General features: G+C 59.1%; 14 protein-coding genes and 1 pseudogene. 9 read left to right on the plus strand and 6 right to left on the minus strand.

Annotated features, from left to right (window positions below; all coding sequences use genetic code 11):
* Positions 1–79 precede the first annotated feature (79 nt).
* From HTUR_RS22640 to HTUR_RS22660, 5 genes are all read right to left on the minus strand, one after another.
* Positions 80–1126 (minus strand): oligopeptide/dipeptide ABC transporter ATP-binding protein, encoded by a 1047-nt coding sequence (locus HTUR_RS22640; protein WP_012945690.1) that lies wholly within the window; start codon positions 1124–1126, stop codon positions 80–82.
* Positions 1123–2196 (minus strand): ABC transporter ATP-binding protein, encoded by a 1074-nt coding sequence (locus HTUR_RS22645; protein ID WP_012945691.1) that lies wholly within the window; start codon positions 2194–2196, stop codon positions 1123–1125. The genes HTUR_RS22640 and HTUR_RS22645 overlap by 4 nt, the downstream gene beginning before the upstream one ends.
* The gene (locus HTUR_RS22650; RefSeq protein WP_012945692.1) at positions 2196–3227 is read right to left on the minus strand and encodes an ABC transporter permease; all 1032 of its coding nucleotides are present in this window, start codon (positions 3225–3227) and stop codon (positions 2196–2198) included. The genes HTUR_RS22645 and HTUR_RS22650 overlap by 1 nt, the downstream gene beginning before the upstream one ends.
* Entirely contained in the window at positions 3214–4212 is a 999-nt protein-coding gene (locus tag HTUR_RS22655) for an ABC transporter permease (RefSeq protein ID WP_012945693.1), read from the minus strand. Before HTUR_RS22655 ends, HTUR_RS22650 begins: the two co-directional genes overlap by 14 nt.
* Before the next feature lie 69 nt (positions 4213–4281).
* Positions 4282–6045: an ABC transporter substrate-binding protein gene (locus HTUR_RS22660; RefSeq protein WP_012945694.1), complete on the minus strand. Its 1764-nt coding sequence runs from the start codon at positions 6043–6045 to the stop codon at positions 4282–4284.
* Positions 6046–6648: 603 nt separating this feature from the next.
* Here HTUR_RS22660 and HTUR_RS22665 point away from each other — a divergent pair.
* From HTUR_RS22665 to HTUR_RS22680, 4 genes are all read left to right on the plus strand, one after another.
* Positions 6649–7722: a Gfo/Idh/MocA family protein gene (locus HTUR_RS22665; protein ID WP_012945695.1), complete on the plus strand. Its 1074-nt coding sequence runs from the start codon at positions 6649–6651 to the stop codon at positions 7720–7722.
* A gap of 105 nt (positions 7723–7827) precedes the next feature.
* Positions 7828–8622, plus strand: a complete 795-nt coding sequence (locus HTUR_RS22670) for an IclR family transcriptional regulator (protein WP_049942057.1) — start codon at positions 7828–7830, stop codon at positions 8620–8622.
* Positions 8623–8938: 316 nt separating this feature from the next.
* Entirely contained in the window at positions 8939–9397 is a 459-nt protein-coding gene (locus tag HTUR_RS22675; protein ID WP_012945697.1) for a universal stress protein, read from the plus strand.
* Positions 9398–9543: 146 nt separating this feature from the next.
* Positions 9544–12081: a beta-mannosidase gene (locus HTUR_RS22680; protein WP_012945698.1), complete on the plus strand. Its 2538-nt coding sequence runs from the start codon at positions 9544–9546 to the stop codon at positions 12079–12081.
* A 123-nt stretch (positions 12082–12204) separates the two neighbouring features.
* Here the strand turns inward: HTUR_RS22680 and HTUR_RS22685 are convergent, their stop codons facing one another.
* A complete protein-coding gene (locus HTUR_RS22685) occupies positions 12205–13161 on the minus strand; it encodes a mannonate dehydratase (RefSeq protein ID WP_012945699.1) in 957 nt (318 codons plus the stop codon).
* Positions 13162–13296: 135 nt separating this feature from the next.
* Between HTUR_RS22685 and HTUR_RS22690 the strand changes: the two genes are divergently transcribed.
* From HTUR_RS22690 to fni, 5 genes and pseudogenes are all read left to right on the plus strand, one after another.
* Positions 13297–14517 carry a glycoside hydrolase 5 family protein gene (locus tag HTUR_RS22690; RefSeq protein WP_012945700.1) on the plus strand — a complete coding sequence of 407 codons (1221 nt, stop codon included), beginning with the start codon at positions 13297–13299 and terminating at the stop codon, positions 14515–14517.
* Positions 14518–14815: 298 nt separating this feature from the next.
* Positions 14816–15976, plus strand: a complete 1161-nt coding sequence (locus HTUR_RS22695) for a CBM35 domain-containing protein (RefSeq protein WP_226377557.1) — start codon at positions 14816–14818, stop codon at positions 15974–15976.
* Between the two features lie 536 nt (positions 15977–16512).
* Entirely contained in the window at positions 16513–18231 is a 1719-nt protein-coding gene (locus HTUR_RS22705) for an NEW3 domain-containing protein (protein ID WP_187291510.1), read from the plus strand.
* Between the two features lie 545 nt (positions 18232–18776).
* Positions 18777–19450 (plus strand): annotated as a pseudogene (locus HTUR_RS26100) (IS6 family transposase).
* Positions 19451–19554: 104 nt separating this feature from the next.
* Entirely contained in the window at positions 19555–20589 is a 1035-nt protein-coding gene (gene fni, locus HTUR_RS22715) for a type 2 isopentenyl-diphosphate Delta-isomerase (protein WP_226377572.1), read from the plus strand.
* Positions 20590–20758 lie beyond the last annotated feature (169 nt).

Raw genomic sequence — 20758 nt, forward strand, 5'->3', positions numbered from 1 at the left:
GTGTCGCGGACGTTCGACGGGCGGACGACGGACGCCCGCGAGGTCCGGAGACCGCGACGAAGGAACGGATGGCTCGAGGTTAGTCTGTGAGTTCGGGGCTATCCCAGTACTCGTGGTTCTCGTCTTCGCGGAAGCAGGCGACTGTCTGTTCCCCGTGTCGGTACCCGGGCGGCGTCTCCTGACGGCAGGCCTCAGTTGCCTTCGGACAACGCGTGTGGAATCGGCAGCCGCTCGGCGGGTCCACCGGATCGGGGACATCGATCTTTCGCATGGGCAGCTCGCCGGTCTCGCGCAGCGCCAGATCGGGAGTCGCCCAGCGCAGCACGTTTGTGTAGGGGTGCTGGGGATCGTCGATCATGTCCTCGGCGGGTCCGATCTCAACGAGTTCGCCGAGATACATTACGCCGATCTTCCCGCCGCCGTGGGCGGAGAAGTACCGCGCGTTCGAGAGGTCGTGGGAGATGAAGATATAGGACGTGTCGAACTCGTTCTGCAGATCGAGCATGAGGTCCATCATCTCGACGCGCAAGGACACGTCCAGCGCGCTGATCGCCTCGTCGGCGAGAATAACGTCGGGATTCATCAGTAGCGCGCGACACAGCGCGACGCGTTGCTGTTCGCCGCCCGACAACTGGTGCGGGTAGCGCTCCGCGAAGTCCGCAGGCGGGTTCATGCCGACCCGCTCCAACAGCGAGTAGATTCGGCTTCGCTTTTCCGAACGGCTGAGTTCCGGATTGACCTGTCGAAGCGGTTCGGACAGGATCGAGATGATCCGCCGATTGGGGTTGAGCGAGGCGCCGGGATCCTGGTGGATGATCTGAAGCGATGTCCGAACGTCCTCCCACTCCGTGTCGGTGTCGGCGTCGCCGTCGCGGATGGCCCAGATGTCTTCGCCACGGTACTTCACCGACCCGCCTGTGGGCCGCTGGAGGCCGATCGCCGTCTTCCCGAGCGTCGTCTTGCCACAGCCGCTCTCTCCGATGAGCGAGATGACGTCGTTCTCCTCGATGTCAAGCGACACGCCGTCGACCGCGCGGACCGTCTCAGAGTCACCGAAGTTCAGCAGTCTTTCGTTGGTGAAGTGAACCTTGACGTCTTCGAGCGAGACGAGTGGTTCGGCACTCATCGGCTCTCACCTCCCGCAGTGCCACCCAGCGAGTCTTCGTAGACGAGTGGCACCTCATCGTACGACTCCCGCCAGTGATAGCAGGCCGATCCGTGGTCGGGGGCGACATCGTGGTAATCGGGCACGTCCGTCCGACACTCTTCACTCGCGAGCGGACAGCGCGGATGATACGCGCACCCGGACGGCATGTTGATCGGAGCGGGGCTCTGGCCCTCGATCGGTCGCATTTCCGACAGCGGCGCGTTGAGGTTTGGAGTTGAATTGAGTAACGCGCGCGTGTAGGGATGGGCCGCGTTCTCGACAATATCGCGCGTTTCGCCGATCTCGATGAGCCTGAAGGCGTACATGATGGCCATCCGATCGGCCAGCGCGGCGACGAGCGGCAGATCGTGCGTGATGAACACCATCGTGAGGTTGTACTTCTCTTGTAGATCCGACAGCAGCATCAGAATGGACCGCTGCATCAGGAGATCGAGCGCCGCCGTCGGCTCGTCCATTACCAGCACGTCGGGTTCGAGGACGAGGCTGAGCGCGATCAGAGCGCGCTGTTGCATTCCCCCTGAGAGTTCGTGCGGATAGGAGTCGAGAATGCGCTCCGGTTCCAAGTGCAGGTCCTCGAGCAGTTCCTCGGCCCGGTCGATCCCCTCTGGGACGTCCGCGTCGTGGGCCTTCAGCGTCTCCTCGAAGTGCGTTCGGATGGGCATCGTCGGGTTGAACGAGTTCATCGCCCCTTGGAACACCATCGAGATCTCCTCCCAACGGAGCGACCGCAGCTCGTCTTTCTCTAGGTCGAGTACGTCAACCGGTTCGTCGCCGTCCGGACGGTAGGTGATCTTGCCCATCAGGCGACCGGGAGACGGGACCGCGTCGAGTAACGACGAGGCGAGCATCGACTTGCCCGAACCGCTCTCCCCGACAACGCCGAGTATCTCACCACGGTCGAGGTCGATCGAGACGTGATCGAGGACGTACGATTCGCCGTCATCGTAGGTCACGGCCGCGTCGCGGATCTCGACGATCGGATCGTCGGTACTGTACACCTGGTCTGCAGTGGTCTGATCGGTTTCCATCAGGTCATCACCTCCGTGGGCGCGGCGACTTCCTCATCGTCTTCGGTCTCCGATTCGGACTCGCTGGCAAGTCGGGTCCGAACACGGGGGTTGAACACTCGGTCCATCCCCTGCGCGAGCAGGATGAGGCCGAGGGCGAGAAACATGATCGCGATCATAGGAACCGCAAGCTGATACATCGTCCCGCCGCCGCTGAGCGCACCGGCCTGGCTGTACGCATTGTCGAGCTGGATCCCCCAGTTAGCGACCGACGTGGGGAGGATGCCCAGATAGTAGAGTCCGACCGACGCGAAGACGACGTACCGAGCGGCGTTGGCGAAGTTGACAAGCACGTACGGCATGATATTCGGGATGACGTCCTTGATCAGGATCCGAGGCGTACTAACGCCCATCGTTCTGGACGCCTCTACGTAGGAGTTTTCGCGGATCGTCAGCACCTGCGATCGAATGGACCGAGCAAGCCCAGCCCAGTAGTTGATCGTGATGAGAATGCCGATCACGACGGCGCGCTCCGGCGAGACGACGACCGCCAGCACCATGATGAGCGGGAGGCCGGGAATCGACATCGCGACGTCCGAGAACGTCGTCAGAACGCGGTCGGTCGTCCCCCCCTTGTATCCCGCGACTGTTCCGATCAGAACTGCGAGCCCCGTCGCAAAGACGCCGCCCGACAAGATCATGACGAGCATCTCGGGTGTCGCGTGGATCGCCATGGCCAGGATGTCCTCACCGGAATTCGTCGTTCCGAGCGGTGCCTCCATCGTCTGGAACGGTTGCAGACTCCGCTCCGACTGGTTCGTGCTCGGCGACCGGTAGAGCCACGTGCCGACGGTGCCGATGAAGACGTATACGGCCAGGATGGATGCACCGAGACGCGTCCGGTTGTCCTCCCACGCGACGAGCCCCGGTTTGTAGACGAACTCCCGGTAGAAGTCTCGCAATCGGTCCGCCGTCGTGACTTCGACGTCGGACTGCGCGGCACCGAACGAGAACTCCTCTTCCGACTCGGTCGTGGATTCAGTATGCTTCACTGGAATCACCCGATTTGACACGAGGATCGACGAGTCCGTACGTCAAGTCAGCGATGTAGACCGACAACACGAGCGCGGTCGTAATGACGAGGAAGATTCCCATCATGAGCGGGTAATCCCTGTTGATGAGGGCCTCGAACATGTAGTATCCGATCCCCGTGTACGTAAAGACCTCCTCGAGGATCACCGATCCGCCAAGGTTGAACCCGATGAGCGTCAGGAACCCGGTATACATTGGCAGAATCGCGTTCCGGCCGACGTATCTAACGGCGATTCGGCGGTCAGAGAGTCCCCGCAGTCGCGCGACCCGGACAAAGTCCTCGCCGAGCACCTGAATACTGTTACCTCGCATCGCGAGCGTCTGCAGGCCGACCTGCGTGATCACGATCGATGCGATCGGGAGCGCCGCGTGGTACAACACGTTCCCCACGAACTGGAGCGACAGGCTGGGGGAGACGCCTGGGCTCGTTCGGTACCGCGCGGGGAAGATACCGAACTTGTACGAGAACACGACCACGAACAGGATGCCGAGCACATAGAAGGGAACAGACGAGAGCAGAATCGACAAACCGCTCGAGACCGTGTCGAACCTAGACCCTTCCTTGTACGCGATGAGCGCGCCCCAGACGACGGCGATCGCAAACAGGACGATAGTCGCCGTCACCATAACGAATACCGTCCACGGGAGCGCATCGGTGATGATACTGGAGACGGGCTCTCTAAAGTAAAACGACTCCCCCAGATTCCCGGACAGGAGCGACGACATGTACTCGTAGTACTCGACGTAGATCGGTTGGCTCTCCTCCTGTCGGGACTGGATGATGGAGTCGATGCGCGCAGGATCGACGCCCTGTCGGACCAATCGCGCCCTGAGCATCTCTAACGGGCCGCCGGGAATCGCCCGTATCAGCCCGAAGGTGAGCGTGACAGTGAACCACAACGTAAGCACTGCACGCCCAGTCCGCTTGACATAGTAATTATTCATGGGTAGGACTGCGTAATACTACTAAATAAGGTTTTTGGTTGAATGGTATGCGGTTGCATCGCAATTCCTCTATCCGTCGTATTGCAGTTCTCCCTGACGAATGAGCCAGAGGTTCGGCCACCGAACCTGCGAAACCTCGGCACCCTGTTCGGGAACGGACCACTCGTCGGTGGCAAGGAACGCCTGTTCTTGCTTTTCCATGACGGGGATCATGGGAAGGTCCACATTGGTCACCCACGCCTGTTCGATCGAGATCTCGCGGGTTGTCGCTTCGTCGGAGGTTTCGGACAGTTCCTTGAGGCGATCGCTAGGGTTCACCGTCATCGTTTCTGACCCGGTCCGAGAGGGGACGGTGACGTCGCCGTTGCTCCCGCCGCGGTTCTCGTTGGCGGGGTCGTAGTTGTACGAGAAGTTGCGGTAGTGCTCGAGGAGCTGGTGGTGAAGCGAGAAGTATGGGAACGACGCCCGACCCCCACCGGGAAGCCACCCGCCGGCCGAGAGGACGAAGTCGCCATTCGGCCAGACCGTTCCGTTCAGCGCGCTGAAATTCCGAGAATCGACCTGAGACTCGAATCCGAAGTCGTTCAGTTGATCGACGATCGTCTGGGTCGCGGTGACCCAGTCGGTCCACCCAGACGGGACGGTGATGGGAAGTTCGACTACGTCTCCGCTATTATCGACCCACGTATCGCCGTCCTTCGAGTAGCCGGCGTCACGGAGGATCCGGTTGGCATCGTCGGTCTGTCGTTCGTTCACGCCATAGTCCTCGAACGAGTCGTAGGCGTCGTCGAGCCACCGTTCCTGGTCGTCCGAGGGAATTCCAGTGAGCAGCGGTGGCGCCTGCTTCAGCGTCTCGCCAACGTTCTTGACGATGGCCTCTCGGTCTAGCACGTGCGCGATCGCCTGACGAACGGCTCTGTCGCCCGTGTGCTCGTGGTCATGCTGCGGAATCAATCCGTATCCGACCTTCCCCGGAATGGTCTCCATCTGGATGTGATCGGGGAAGTTATTCACGACGTTCGGCGGGGCGAACACCATCACGGAGTCAAGTTCGTTCGCGCCGATCGCCTGATGAACGGCTGTGTTCCCGTCGAGGTAGCGGAACGCGACCCGATCAAAGTTGATGTTGCCTGAGTCGGGGTGGTTGTCCCGCTTCTCGAGAAGAATCTGCTGATTCCCGCGCTCTGAAACAGTGAACGGGCCGTTGGCGATGACATCCTTGTAGGCGTGGCTCTGGATTTCGCTTTGGGCCTGCTCAGCATCATCCTCGAACATGTCGACGTACTCCCCGAACTCGCTCTCTTTCAGGGTCATGAACCGCTGTCCCAACGAATTGAATTCGACAATTCGGGGGTTAACGTCTCCAGCGAGGTTGAGAACGACGGTCTGGTCGTCCGCTACTTCGATATCTTCGGTGAACTGATCGATCGTTCCGCCGGTCAACCTCGCGAGGCGCAGCTGCGTCGCGACATCACCGGCCGTGACGTCGTCGCCGTCTTCCCAGGTGACGCCGTCGCGAACGGTCATTTCGAACGTCTTGTCGCCGAACTCCCAATCCTGGATGAGGTAGGGAGTGAACTCGCCTTTTGCGAAGTTGAAATTCGCAAATCGGTCGAAAAGCAGGTAATGCGAGTACTGAGAGTAACTCGTTGGATTGAGCGGGTTATACTGAATCTTCGTCGGAACCTGATTCGTATAGCTGACATGGGTGCCGTCCCCGGATCCGGTTCCGCCCGTACAGCCCGCCAGTGCAGCGGCGCCTGAGGCGCCTGCGCCCTGCAGGAACGCACGGCGATCGATATGACTAACGTAATCACGGTTATTGTCTGTCATTATCCACTCTGAGGTGGAGTCTCATTAGTAATAAAAGTATGGTAACTTTGGAGAGGTATCGCTACTGAGGGATGCGATCGCGATATCGGGCTCTCATCGACGCAGCAACCGGATATGCAATTGCGCTTTCGAGAGGATTTCGCGGGCGATCGACGACCGTCGGCGTCCGTGAGGCGTCGGTAAGTGTCCAATGTGTGTTTACACGCGCGAGCGTAATAGAACAGTTCGTTCCTCGAGCGGCGTTTCACGATAGCAAACACAGTGGTAATCTATACCGACGAAATCACGTTATGGGATATCGAGACAGTGTCACCTACGGGAACGGTCGATGTGGAAACGCCGTGCCGAGCATTTCCACGGTACTATCGTCCGGATATCTGCGCCACGAAACGCACGGCCCCGTATGTTTGACGGAGTGAAACAACTCGCGGGATGGCCGTGACGTTTTGTACTAGTACTCTCCTGCCATCTGCGCCGTCGGAATGCGGTTGGGACCGGCCGGGTTCGGCGCGTCCAATGGGTGATGATCGAAAACGAGTCCGTTCGTGTAACACGATCGATCGTAAGTGGTTTATCGAGTGGGGGTGAGAAAATTTAGCAAACATGGAGAACATGACGCTGACGGTCGGTCTGGTCGGGTTAGGGACGCACGGAGCGAATCACGTGAGAATACTCAAAGAACTCGGTCACGATGTCCTCGGGGTAGATGCAGATACGGCGACGAGAGAGACGTTTCAGGAACGACACGACGCGACGACGTTCGAGAGTCTCGAGAAGCTGTATGAACAGGATCCGGACGCGGTAATCATCTCAGCGCCGAACAAGTTCCACGAGACGGCGGCGATAGACGCACTCGAGGCGGGCCATGACATCCTGCTCGAAAAACCGCTCGCACACGATTTGGAGAGCGCAGAGCGTATCGCCGACGTAGCGAACCGGACCGGAAACATCTGCATGGTCGGGTACCACCACCGCTATCGGAACATCTGCCAGGTCGCCAAATATTACGTCGAGGACGGCTATCTGGGCGAAATCACTCACGTTGACGCCCAATTCGTGCGACGGCGTGGCGTTCCCGGTCGAGGGACGTGGTACACGTCGAAGGATATCGCCGGAGGCGGCGCGCTGATGGACGTCGGCGCACACCTGCTTGACTTGCTCCTTTTCTGGACTGACTGGCCGACGATCACCGACGCGATGGCGACAGCCCGATCGAACTTTGGCCAGCACGATGACTACTCGTACCTCCACATGTGGGGAGAGGACGACCGAGGCAAGATGTATGACGTAGAGGATTCCGTCACGGCATTTTGCGAGTTCGACTCCGGAATGACCGCGGACATTCAGGTCGCGTGGGCGGCGAACATGGAATCGTCACACAGCTATCAAATTCAGGGGACGGAAGCGGGCATGACGGTCGATATTACGAACACGTTACAGGAAGTCGAGCCGGAGGTTGATCAGCGGAACGATCTCCGGCTGTACGAGGCTCGGTCGGGACGGTGTGACCATTTCGTCGACAGCGAAGTCATCGTCTCGTTGAACGATCCGTACCGTGACGAGTTGGAGACGTTTCTGGACGCGGTCCGCTCTGGCGAGCGGCCGGAGATGACGAACGTCAAACAGGCGCTCGACGTGCAGCGTGTCATCGACCGTCTCTACCGGACGAGTCGGTGACCTACCGCGTTCGCTACCCGTAGTCGGCTCGGAATCGTCCTCGCCGTACTGGCTCACGATCGAGAGGTGAGCATGTTTAACTATCCGTGGATCCTAGTAGCAGGTATGCCAGAAGAAGCCTCCGGGGGATACGGGAAAACGATCCAGTCCGTCGAGTCAGCGCTCGAGGTCGTCGACGTCATCCGCCGGAAGGAGCGGGCGGGCGTCACGGAGATCGCGAACGAACTCGATCGCTCCAAGAGCACGGTCCATCACCACGTAGCGACACTGACCAAACACGACTACCTCGACAAAGTTGACGGAGAGTATCAGCTCAGTCTCCGGTTTCTCACGCTCGGCGGCCAGGTGCGCGAGCGTGAACAGCTCTATCACCTCGGAAAAGACGATGTCGAAAAACTCGCACAGGAAACCGGCGAACAGGCGCGCCTCATCGTTGACCGCAACGGATTCGGCATTACGCTCTATCAGGCGACTGGAGACCGCGTCACCGAGCCGATAACGCACGTAGGCAGTATCGAGGAACTCTACTGCACCGCGGCCGGTAAAGTGTTTCTGGCAGAACTATCGGACGCCGAATTAGATTCGTATCTCAGTGAAACTTCCTACACCCCGTACACCGAGGAGACGATCACCGACAGCGACGAGCTCCGAGAGGAACTCGAAGAAATCCGTGATCGGGGGGTAGCGTTTGATGATGAAGAACGGTACGAGGGGTATCGGTGCGTCGCCGCCGCTATCAGCACCGAGGCGAGAGAACCGTTCGGAGCGCTCAGCGTCTCCGCGCCGGTCGAGCGAATGGGCGAAGAGCGGTTCCGCACTGATGTGCCGAATCAGCTCCAGAACGTCGCCGGCGTCGTCGAGATTAATACCACGTATTCGGAGTGGACGGACATACTCTAAAGCGACCGGGACGCCATCGAGTGCAGCGTTTCTATTACAACCATACATTCGTAAAGGGGCGCTACGATAATCCGTCTATAGACAACTATTACAAAAATACGATCGTAAATCATCACGATCAGATCCCACCTGAGCACAACTCGAGTGAGCAGCAAGCGATCACGGGACAGAGGTATTTCGTTTGACTGTAGGAAACATAGGGAGGGGGTGAACTACCTCCATTCTAGTAGAGCAAACAATCGAACTACTGTCAGTTGATCATGGCTTCGCTACTCGCGACAGTAGATTCTTGTATAGTCAGTTCGTTGGCCTCCCCATGCGACGTGGATTAGTACTCGCCGAAGACACTGAGAAAGGCCGAAAACTACTCGCCGAAGCAGCCGCGACCGCTCGCGGTAGCGATTGCGGGCTGATCGTCCTGTCCATTATCCACCCGGAATCGTTCGCAGCGAACGTCGAGACGCTGGAAGCGATGGGAGACGTCGAAGATACACACTACGACGAGCATAGCGTCCTCGACGCCGAGCGAAACGCCGTTCAGTCCGTAGTCAATGACGCTATTGACGGCGACAACATAGAGATCACATACCGTGTGAGCGTCGCTTCAGACAGTGAATATGTCGAGACAGTCCTTCAGACTGCCCAGGAGACTGATTGCGATCATCTGTTCACGTGTGGCACTCAACGCACCCCGACCGGAAAAGCAATCTTCGGTGATCGGACACAGCAACTCCTCTTGGAGTTCTCCGGACCCGTGACGGTGGATCTCGACTGAACTGCCAGCTCAGTAGTCCCTCGGTCGGACAAGAGTCCCACAGTGATTGGCCGGTTACTGTTGTCCCCCTATCTCGATTAAAATGCAGCGGAGATCCCATCCCGGGTACCGGTAGCATTATTACGCTCTATTGATACAGTTCGGTTATGCGGATAGAGTCGCTCAACGGTAGCTGGAAGTTACGTCAGTCGGATACCGATCGCTGGTTAGATGCGTCGGTTCCCGGCGGAGTCTATACGGACCTCCTCAACGCAGGTGAAATCCCCGATCCGTACGACGACGACAACGAACTCGACCTCCAGTGGGTCGGGACGTCCGACTGGGTGTATCGACACACCGTGACGCTCGACGATGACTTTCTCGACGAGGAACGCGTACGCTTGCGCTGTGCCGGCCTTGACACTATCGCGACGGTACGCATCAACGGCACGGTCGTGGGCGAAGCCGCTAACATGCACCGCAAGTACGAGTTCGACGTCGGTGATGCCCTCACTCCCGGGGAGAACCAGGTCGAAATCACGTTCCACTCTCCGGTCGAGTATAGCGTTCGTCACTCAGAGAATCACGGGTATCAGGTTCCAACACTTCGATATCCGGTCGATCAGCCGGGACGGAACTTTATCCGGAAAGCCCAGTGCCATTACGGGTGGGACTGGGGGCCGTGTCTTCCGACCTCGGGAATCTGGCGAGACATCGACCTCCTCGCCTACTCTGAACCGCGGATCGAGTACACGAAGACTGTACAGGACCACGACGGCAACAGCGTCAGCCTCGACGTGACCGTTGGCCTCGACGCACCGGCCGACGGTGACGTATTGCTCGCTGCCGAGGTCGCAAATACGGCGACACATAAAGTCGTAGATGTCGTCGAGGGGCACAATGAGGTTACGATCACCCTCGACGTTTCAGATCCCGATCTCTGGTGGCCTAATGGGTACGGCGACCAACCGCTTTACGACCTCATCATAGCCGTCGACACGAAACCCGAGTCGGTTGCGGACGACACGGACGCGGTGACAGCCGACGGCGGCGTGACGACGGCCGCCTCGTCGCTCCTGCCCGACCCGGCTCACGAGACGTCCACTCGCATCGGGTTCCGAGAGCTCGAACTCGTCCGCGAACCGGACGGGGAGGGCGACGGCGAGTCGTTCACGTTCGAGGTCAATGGGGTATCGGTGTTCGCGAAGGGTGCCAACTGGATCCCGGCGGACGCGCTGTACGGACGGATCACGCGCGATCGATACGAATCGCTGCTCGACAGCGCGATCGAGGCCAACATGAACATGATTCGTGTCTGGGGCGGCGGTTACTACGAGCGAGACGGGTTCTACGAGGCGTGCGACGAGCGGGGACTGCTCGTCTGGCAGGACTTCATGTTCGCCTGCGCACTGTACCCGAGCGACGACGATTATCTGGCGTCCGTCGAGGAGGAGGTCCGGTACCAAGTTCGCCGGCTCGCCGACCACCCGTCGATCGCGCTCTGGTGTGGAAATAACGAAGTCGAAATGGGCCTTGAAAGCTGGTTCGATGACGCCGACGAACTGGAACAGTTGAAGGAGGACTACGAGACGCTGTTCTACGACGTGATCGGCGATACCGTTGCTGAAGAGGACGAGACACGGACGTACTGGCCCGGATCACCATCCAGTGGCACCGGGAGGCAAGACCCCTACCCGGCGAACAAGGGCGACATCCACTACTGGGACGTCTGGCATGACGGCGCGGACTTCGAGGAGTACGAGACGGTCGAACCGCGATTCGTCTCCGAGTTCGGATACCAGTCATTCCCCTCGGTCGACGCCCTCTCGTCGGTGCTCCCCGACAACGAACTCAACCCGACCGCGCCGCTGATGGAACACCATCAGCGACACGAGGAGGGAAATCGGACGATCCTCCAGCGGATGGCGGCGTTGTTCCGCATCCCGTTTAGCTTCGCAGACTTCGTCTATCTCAGTCAAGTGCAGCAAGGACTGGCGATGAAGGTCGCCATCGAACACTGGCGGCGGCTGAAACCCGATTGCATGGGGACGCTCTACTGGCAGTTGAACGATCTCTGGCCCTGCGCGTCGTGGTCATCTATCGAGTACGGCGGCGACTGGAAGGCGCTCCAGCACGTCAGCCGCCGTATCTACGCACCGGTCCTGCTCTCGACGACGATGACGGACGACGGCGACGAGGTCGAAATCTGGCTCACGAACGACGAACGCGACCACCTGAAAGGGAATGTCGCTGTCGAAGCATACACTTTCGACGGGGAACGCATCGACGGGACCGACGAGCGCGTCTCGGTCGCGGCGCTCGACAGCGCCCGCGTCGCGACCGTCAACGCGGATCGATTACTCGGCGACATCCCACGGGAGGAGGCATTCCTCCGCGTCACTTTCGACGGGAGCGACGAGACGTATCCGGCGTTCACGTTCTTCGAGGAGTACAAGCACCTCGAACTCCCGGAGCCGAACTTCGACGTCGCTGTCGACAGGAACGAGGTGACGATTAAGGCGGACGCCGCCGCCCTGTTCGTCGAACTGAACGTCCCGCTCGACGGCCAGTTCTCGGACAACTACTTCCACCTGACGCCTGGCGAAGAGCAAAGGGTCGCGTTCAACGCCGCGGACCCACCCGACGATCTCGAACGGCGACTCACTGAGGAACTGTCGCTGAACCACCTCCGTGCAACCTACTGACGACGGGCGCCGCGTGAAACTGAGAACGCTGTCCGTGACCGAGCACGAGCGCGCTACTCCGGGAACCACCGACCGTCGCGCCGCGTCCGTAGCGAGAGTGACCGCGAAGTCGACGCCGGCGTCTCACTCGGTCGCGTCGAGCAGGCCGCGAATGTACCCGCTGGCGAACAGCTTTCCGGAGAGGTGATACCCGGGGGTCGAGTTGTCCTCGCCGGCCATCGTCGGGACGTGGTCCGGGCGAATCGGACCGTCAAAGCCGACGTCTCGATACGCCTGAATCGCGCCAGCCATGTCGGTCGGTCCGTCATCGTGCCACGTCTCGACAAAGCCGTCGGCACCACCCTCGACGTCGCGGATATGGACGAAGTTGATCCGATCGCCGAACCGCTGAATCGTCGCCGGGACGTCGACGCCCATCGCCGCGAAGTTGCCCTGGCAGAACGTGATGCCGTTGTACGGCGAGTCGACGACGTCGAGTGTGCGCTCGTAGGCCTCGGGCGAGTTGATGATCCGCGGCATTCCACGGAGGTCCCCAATCGGCGGATCGTCGGGGTGTAGTCCGAGTTTGACGCCCGCCTCCTCGGCGACCGGAACGACGCGTTCGAGGAAGTACTCCAGGTTCGCCCAGAGGTCGTCCGCCGTCGTTGAGCGGGCCGCGGCAGGCGCAGGCCCGCGGCGCATCTGCTCATCACTGTAGGAAGTGGTGAGCGAGTCGCCCCGACTCGGCGTCGTGACCGAGGTCCGGGCCCACCGGAGCCCCGCCATCCAGTCGTAACAGACGACATCGACGCCGAGTTTCCCGAGATTCCGAAGGAACCGACAAAACTCGTCAATCTCGTCGTCCCGGCCGTCCATCGCGAGGCGCGTGGTGTCGGTCAGCGGGACGCTCCCCTCGAACACGGCGGGTTCGAGCCCGTGATCGCGGTACCGGTTGACGACACGGAGCAGTTCGTCGTACTGCGATGGACGCCGCCCGTCGCCGAGTTCGAGCGAGTGATACACGGCGTGGTTGATGCCGATCTGCTTTGCCTTGTCCCACCGTTCGTCGGGTTCCGGCGGGAGAACGAGCGAAAGTTGCATGCGAGTGCTCTGTACGAACAGATTCGCCCGAACGCTTAGTTCTTGTCCTGTCGTTGTGTCCGATGGCATCTGTACCGTTAGTTCCCCTTCGAAAATATTTATTACATATGTCGGTGAATCCGAAACGCACTATCTATGGTACGAAGACGCACGATTCTCTGCAGCGGCGGTGCGGTCGCCAGCGGACTCACTCTCCCCGGGTTCGCGGCACCGGCGTCCGACGAAGCGTCGAACCGACCGGACGGCTTCCTCGCGACCGACAGAACGTCGTTTTCGGTGGACGGCGAGTCGCAGTACCTCGCTGGAACGAACAACTTCTGGCTTGCAGACGTCTGGACGACCAGAGACGAGGTCGACACCATGCTCGACCGGGCGACTGATCTGGGGCTCAACACCGTCCGAACGTGGGCATTCTGCGCCGGACGCAACGGCCACTGCTTCCAGCCGTCCGAAGGCGAGTACGACGAGTCCGCCTTCGAGCATCTCGATTACGTGATCGAGGCTGCAGCGGACCGGGGGCTCCGTCTAATCCTCCCACTCGCGAACAACTGGGGAGCGTACGGCGGCATGGAACAGTACGTCGAATGGTCCGAGACGGCCGAGAAGCACGACGACTTCTACACCGACCTCGAGACGCGGCAGCTGTACCGCGACTTCGTCGAAACGGTCGTGACGCGAACGAATTCCATCTCCGGAGTCCCGTACGCTGAAGATACGACCATCGCGATGTGGGAACTCGGAAACGAGCCGCGCGCCCAGACGAAGGGCGTCGACGTACTCGGAGACTGGATCGAGGAGATGTCGGGGTTCATCAAGCGCCTCGATCCGAACCACCTCGTGTCGACCGGTATGGAAGGGTTCTACGACGGCGACGGCGACGACTGGCTCCGCGATGGCTCTCAGGGAACCGCATACGTGGACCACCACCGAATCGACACCGTCGACGCGTGCTCGTTCCACCTCTACCCCGACCACTGGGGCGTCAACCCCGAGTACGGTACCGAATGGATCGAGGACCATGTCAGAGACGGCCACGAACGGGTCGGGAAGCCCGTCTACCTGGGTGAGTTCGGCATCCAGGTGGATCGGAACGCGAGCGACGCGCGACAGCAGATCATCCGTCGGAACAGCATTTACGACACCTGGTATGATAGACTCGACGAACTGGACGCCGACGGGGGCGTCGTCTGGCAGCTCACTCTGAAAAAGCGGGCCCCGTACGACGATGGCTTCTACGTGTTCCCCGGAGACGACCGCACGATACGACGGATAGAACGGTTCGCGAACCGGATGGATGCCGAATCCGGTCGTCCGCTCCACGCGGACTGGAAGCGACGCCGCGCAAGACGCAATTGACGGCGTGATCAGAGCGGCGGAGACTAAACATCCTCAGCCGGTCCGCAACCGCTTTCGAAATAGTTGATTTAACTCAATCATAATGTTTAATAGAGATGTTATTGAATCACCTATTGGAGTTAGAAAGATGTACAACCGACGTGAAGTACTTAAGTCCACTGCGATTGGGACGACGATCGGTTTAGGTGTACTGGCGAGCAGCACAACGACGACTGCGGCGGGCGCATCGTTCGGTGACGGCGTCAATCTCCAACCCGCGTACTACTGCGGTGGCGACCAGAACCTGGGGTGGGACCTGATGAACGACCATCCTGATATCGAGACCGTCCGTATCGAGATCGAACCGCCGAGTGGCGGCGAGACGAGTGCGGACTTGGCCGATATCCGGCGCTGGATCGACGAGGCGAACGCTAACGGGTATCAGGTCATCGCGACCTATCACCACTGGCCGAACAACGGTTCCGGAGACCCACAGGACCTGCAGGACGCCGCGGACTGGTGGGTGCAAAACTACGACTATCTCTCGCAGAACTCCTCGTTTGTGATCAACCTCCACAACGAGTGGGGGACCCACGACGTATCGGCGCAGGAGTACGGCAACGCCTACGACAGCGCGCTCAGCAGACTGCGTGATAGCGCCTACGACGGGACGGTGATCTGCGACGTGCCCGGGTACGGGCAGGAGCCCCAGATCGCTGCCGACAGCGTCGATTACATCAGCGACGACGACATCGCGTTCTCTGTGCACGTGTACGCGAAGGCGTGGAACCAGTACGCCGGGGAGCCGCTACAGATGTCGCACCTCGATTACCTTGATACGAACCAGCCCCATCCATGCCTGATCGGCGAATTCGGCCCGCTCGGCCCGGACGATCGGACGGACTGGTCCGCCGTCGTCGACCACGCTAAGTCGCTGGGCTGGCCAGTGCTCGGGTGGGCCTGGAACGGCGACGGCGAGTCCGACCCCATGAACATGACCGCCCCGTTCTGGGGCGACGACTGCGGTGCGACGTCCTACTCGAAAACCTCGTACTTCAGCACCGTGTACGACAAGCTGGGCGGCGGAAGCTCCGGCGGCGGCGGTGGAGAGACGACGGCTCACTACCTGAACGCCGAGTACTACTCGCTCAACAGCGTCTCGACGTCAACGAGCCGATCGGGGTATTGGGGCGACGCGTACGTCACTGGCTTCGACAGCTCGGGCGACTCCGTCACAATGGACTTCGACGCGGCGGCGAGCGGGCAACGGACTGTCAAGATCCGATACGCCGCGCCACACGACGACAAAGAGTGTAACCTGTACATCAACGGGCAGTCCGTCGGGCAGGCATCGCTCCCATACACGACCTCGTTCCAGCAGACGACCGCGGGGAGCTATCAGTTCGACGCGGGCTACAACGAGATCACAATAGAGAACGGCTGGGGCTACTATGATATCGATGCGGTAGTCGTTGAGTGAGAACTGGCCTGAGACCACCTGTACGGACCGACGAAATATCGTGTGACGCTGGACGGAAGACCTAATGGGCATCGCCGTTCGTTCATGACGGTATTCAGAGGTGGGAAAGGAGGTAAGACGTAACGGCTTCAACGTGTTCCGGGCCCGAAACCACACTCTTTCGTCCCAGTATTGGCTACTTCGATCCGAGCTTCTCGAGAGATTCGGTGTCGAACGGGCTCGATCGATCGTTCGTAGCTGAGTACACGAAACCGAGCGACGGCCCGATACCAAAAACGGCCACAGACGACGCTGAGCCCACAAGGATTACCATCATTGCGCGGTTATTTTTCCGGGACTGCTCAAGGTGGCCGCGGCTCTCCTTCGCGACCAAAATGGGAAATACTATCGTACGAACGCTGATCTGCGTGTCTCTGACCGGCGGAAGGTACACATCGACATGTCCTCTCATAACACATTGCACAAGGCTTAAGTGAATGGTTGTGATTGGGAATCATATGAGTGTGTTACAGACACTCAAATAGAGAGATGAAATCATGAACGAAAGAAATGAATATGAACCCGAAGGTGCAGCGGAGAGAGTAGACGACGATGATTCGATTACACCACCAATAACGCGACGGTCCGCGATGAAAGTGGCAGCGGCGACGGGAGCCAGTAGTCTCCTCGCGAACTCGACGGTTACCGCCGACGACAACAGCGACCGGAGCGAGAGTGCAGACAAGACATTGGTGGAATCCCCACCGATGGGATGGAACAGCTGGAACACGTTCTACTGTGACATCGACGAGGAATTGATCAAGGACGCCGCCGATGCAATGGCCGAAAGCGGGATGAAAGAAGCGGGCTACGAGTACGTCTGTATCGACGATTGCTGGATGGCACCCGAACGCGACGCGAACGGGAAACTCCAACCAGATCCCGAGACGTTTCCGAACGGCATCAGTGCTCTCGCCGATTATGTTCACGACAAAGGCCTCAAACTGGGTATCTACGAATCAGCGGGGACGACGACGTGTCAGGGCCTTCCCGGCAGCCTCGGTTACGAAGAAACCGATGCACAGACGTTCGCTGACTGGGGAGTTGACTTCCTCAAATACGATAACTGCGGGGACCATTACGGCCTATCGGCGGTTGAGCGCTATACGCGAATGCACAACGCGCTCGAAGCCGTTGATCGGGATATTATTTTCAGCATCTGTGAATGGGGAGATAACGATCCGTGGATGTGGGCCCCAGAGGTAGGCGGCGACCTCTGGCGGACAACTGGCGATATTAAACCCCTCTGGAGGGCCCAAGAGGATCTGTGGGGGAACGGCATTATCGACATCATCGATCAGAATGAGCCCCTCGCCGAATACGCCGGTCCCGGTCGCTGGAATGATCCGGACATGCTCGTGGTCGGCGTGGACCTGCCGGAGTATCCAAACCTAACCGAAGCGGAAGACCGAACGCACTTCGGCATGTGGGCGATGATGGCCGCGCCGCTCATGGCTGGTAACGACATTCGCAATATGTCCGACGAGACTCGCGATATTCTCACTAACGACGAGGTGATCGCGATCGATCAGGATCCGGCGGGCAATCAGGCGACGCGGATTCAACACATCAGGGGTGAGGACGGTCTCTCACGTTCAGTCTGGGCGAAAACACTCGCGAATGGGGATCGAGCAGTCGGGTTACTGAATCGTAGCGATAGGAGAACGACAGTTACGACCAGTGCTCAGGCGGTCGGACTTGAAGCTGCCTCTTGCTACGTTGCTCGCGATCTCTGGAACGGAACCGACTGGCAGACCGCCGGTCTTATTAGTGCATCGGTTCCGTCACATGGGCTTGCATTATTCCGGGTCAGTAGTGGTAACCCGGACGGTACCAACCCATTCGCAACGGTTTCACTCGGCGATACTGAAGCGACAGTCGCACCGGGTGAGGCAGTCACTCGATCGCTGACATTCACTAATTATTCGCCAATGGCAATCGATAGCGTTCACGTCACCTGTGATTCGCCCGATGGCTGGGAATCCGAGCCCACCTCAACGACGTTTACCGATATCGCGGCCGGACCAGCGATTTCGGGTGCATCTGGTCCGCAAAACGACGCCGCAACTGACTGGATGATACGCCCCCCAAGAGATGCACCGTCCAAAGACTACGAACTTAGCGTAACCGCAGAATACGCAGATGGAGTCTCTATTGCAGAGCCATTTACCGTAACTGTCGAGAATAACACTGGCCATGACTCTGATCCTGACTGATCGATCAATGGGCTTCCAAACCGAATCCGATCACGCTTTCCGACCGACCAGAACGGGATACTCGAGGCACAAGCAGGGGTGGAGCCGACTCGAAGTCGAACAGAATCGACCAGAGAATGGAAAGAACTCGGCAACGTTGAAGAGTAATCGAGGAGGGTGAATCGAAGATAGTGAGACGATTTCGAATGACGGCCCAAGGGAGTCGTCCGAGAGCAAGCCCTCGAGGGTCCGACGGTAGTTGCCGTTCCCTTTGCCGCCCTTCGACTTCGATCAAAGGAACGCCTCGAGCGGGTCACCGACCGGTGTCTCTGCGTTCACGCGCGATCACCGCCTCGTGTCCTGTTTCGGTGGATTGTTCGTGAGCCGGAAATAGACATATATCTTATAAAACAATACTAATCAAGTGTGTTCGACGGAAGCAATTCCTCCACTGAGGTCTGACTCCGAGTGCAGCACACAGATACTTTCTGGAATATAATCATATACGGCACTGTCTAGTTGAGCCAGTTTGAGAAGCGAGCAGGTCGTTGAGTGAATTGGTTAGGATGCTCGCAGACCTGCTCAGCGAGGGCTACGAGGCGGATTTAGAAGAATCTTGGGAGAATGAGCGGACGGCGATTGCGTCAGGGCGTTCGCCGTCCGGCTCCACGCGACCGGTTGTTCGCTTCGAGAGACACAAGCGATTCTTCGCTTACTCGGCTTCAAACGGTCTCATCAAGCAATTTGGCACTGGATATATCGGCTAGCTAACAGCGTACCAGACCCGCCGACGGCGCAGCCGTCGCGGGTCGCGGTTGATGAAACCGCTATCAGGATTAACGGCGATCGATCTTGTCTGTATACTGCAATAGACCTCGGCACGAAACTCATTCTCAACGTCGCGCTCTTTGGGCGGCGAGGTACCGATCCAGCTGCTGTGTTTCTGCATGGATTTACCGAGAAACACGATCTCTCCGAGACTGAGTTTCTCGTTGATGGCTACGACTGTCTGACTGCCCTCTCCCGGTTAGGATTGAGCTGTCACCCCGACTACGTCGATCGAAATCACATCGAAAAGTGGTTTTACATGCTCAAAATGCGGATCGGCCGCTTCCACAACTCGTAGGTGGGCAGTCGGGCGATCGTCAGAGAGTGACTTGAACAGTTTGTACACTACTATAACACACAGCGACCGCACCAGTCACTCAACAGACAGACGCCAGCAGAGGTGCTAAACTAGACAGTGTCGAATCGATAAACCAGTATTTTTTGCAACATTCTTCGAAAGTTAGATTAATAACGGGACAGCACTCGTCGGAGACTGAGGATTGAAAAGACGACCATATACGGATCGTTCAGGATCAAGATGTCAAAACCTCAGGAGCGGGTTTCGAAGACGTACAGCTCGTCCACGAAGCGCTTCCGGAACTTCATTACGAGGCTATCGATACGTCTATCGAATTTTTGAGACACGAGTTATCTGCTCCAATCTTCATCGAGAGCATGACCGGAGGTCATCACAACACCACGGAAATCAATCGTGCACTGGCTTGCGCTGCCGGCGAGACGGGTATCGCTATGGGACTCGGAAGCCAACGAGCCGGCCTCGAACTCGACGATGACAGCGTCCTCGAGTCGTACACTGTCGTCCGGGATGCCGCACCCGATGCGTTCATCTACGGAAATCTCGGCGCTGCACAACTTCGCGAGTACGACCTCGAGGTAGTCGAGGGCGCAGTTGAGATGGTCGAGGCAGACGCGCTCGCAGTCCATCTGAACTTCCTCCAAGAGGCCATCCAACCTGAAGGCGATGTCGATGGTCGGAACTGTCTGGCGGCCATCGACCGCGTAGCTGCGGATCTTTCGGTGCCCGTCATCGTCAAGGAAACAGGGAACGGAATTTCCGGGAAGACTGCCCGAAAGCTAGCCGAGGCGGGAGTTGACGCGATCGATGTCGCCGGAAAAGGCGACACGACGTGGTCCGGCATCGAAGCCTACCGCGCAGCCGCGGCGAACGCACCGCGACAGAAGAAAGTCGGCACACTGTTCCGGGCGTGGGGAATCCCGACCGCTGCAAGCACGATCGAGTGCGTAGCCGAACACGATTGCGTGATTGCGAGTGGCGGCGTACGAACGGGACTGGACGTGGCAAAAGCAATCGCGTTAGGTGCACTCGCGGGCGGACTGGCCAAACCGTTCCTGAAACCGGCTACTGACGGCCCGGACGCCGTTATCGAACGAATCGAGGATCTGATCGCCGAACTGCAGACGGCAATGTTTGTCACTGGCTCGGAGTCGATCAGGGACCTTCAGCGGGCGGAGTACGTTTTGCAGGGAGACACACGCGAATACATTGCCCAACGTCCCAGCAGAGAGTAGCAGTTCGGCGTGGGCACGTGCGTCACCGCTACTGACCGCGAGAGCGTTCGGTTGAGTTCGCGAACGAGGCACATAAGGGCGAGTTCACGCGACTGTTTCCACAAATGGCGTGAACGCACGAATGGACCGTCTGTCTACTCGAGTCGGGAGTCCACCATCTCGTTTTGGC

Source organism: Haloterrigena turkmenica DSM 5511, assembly GCF_000025325.1.
Lineage (GTDB): Archaea > Halobacteriota > Halobacteria > Halobacteriales > Natrialbaceae > Haloterrigena > Haloterrigena turkmenica.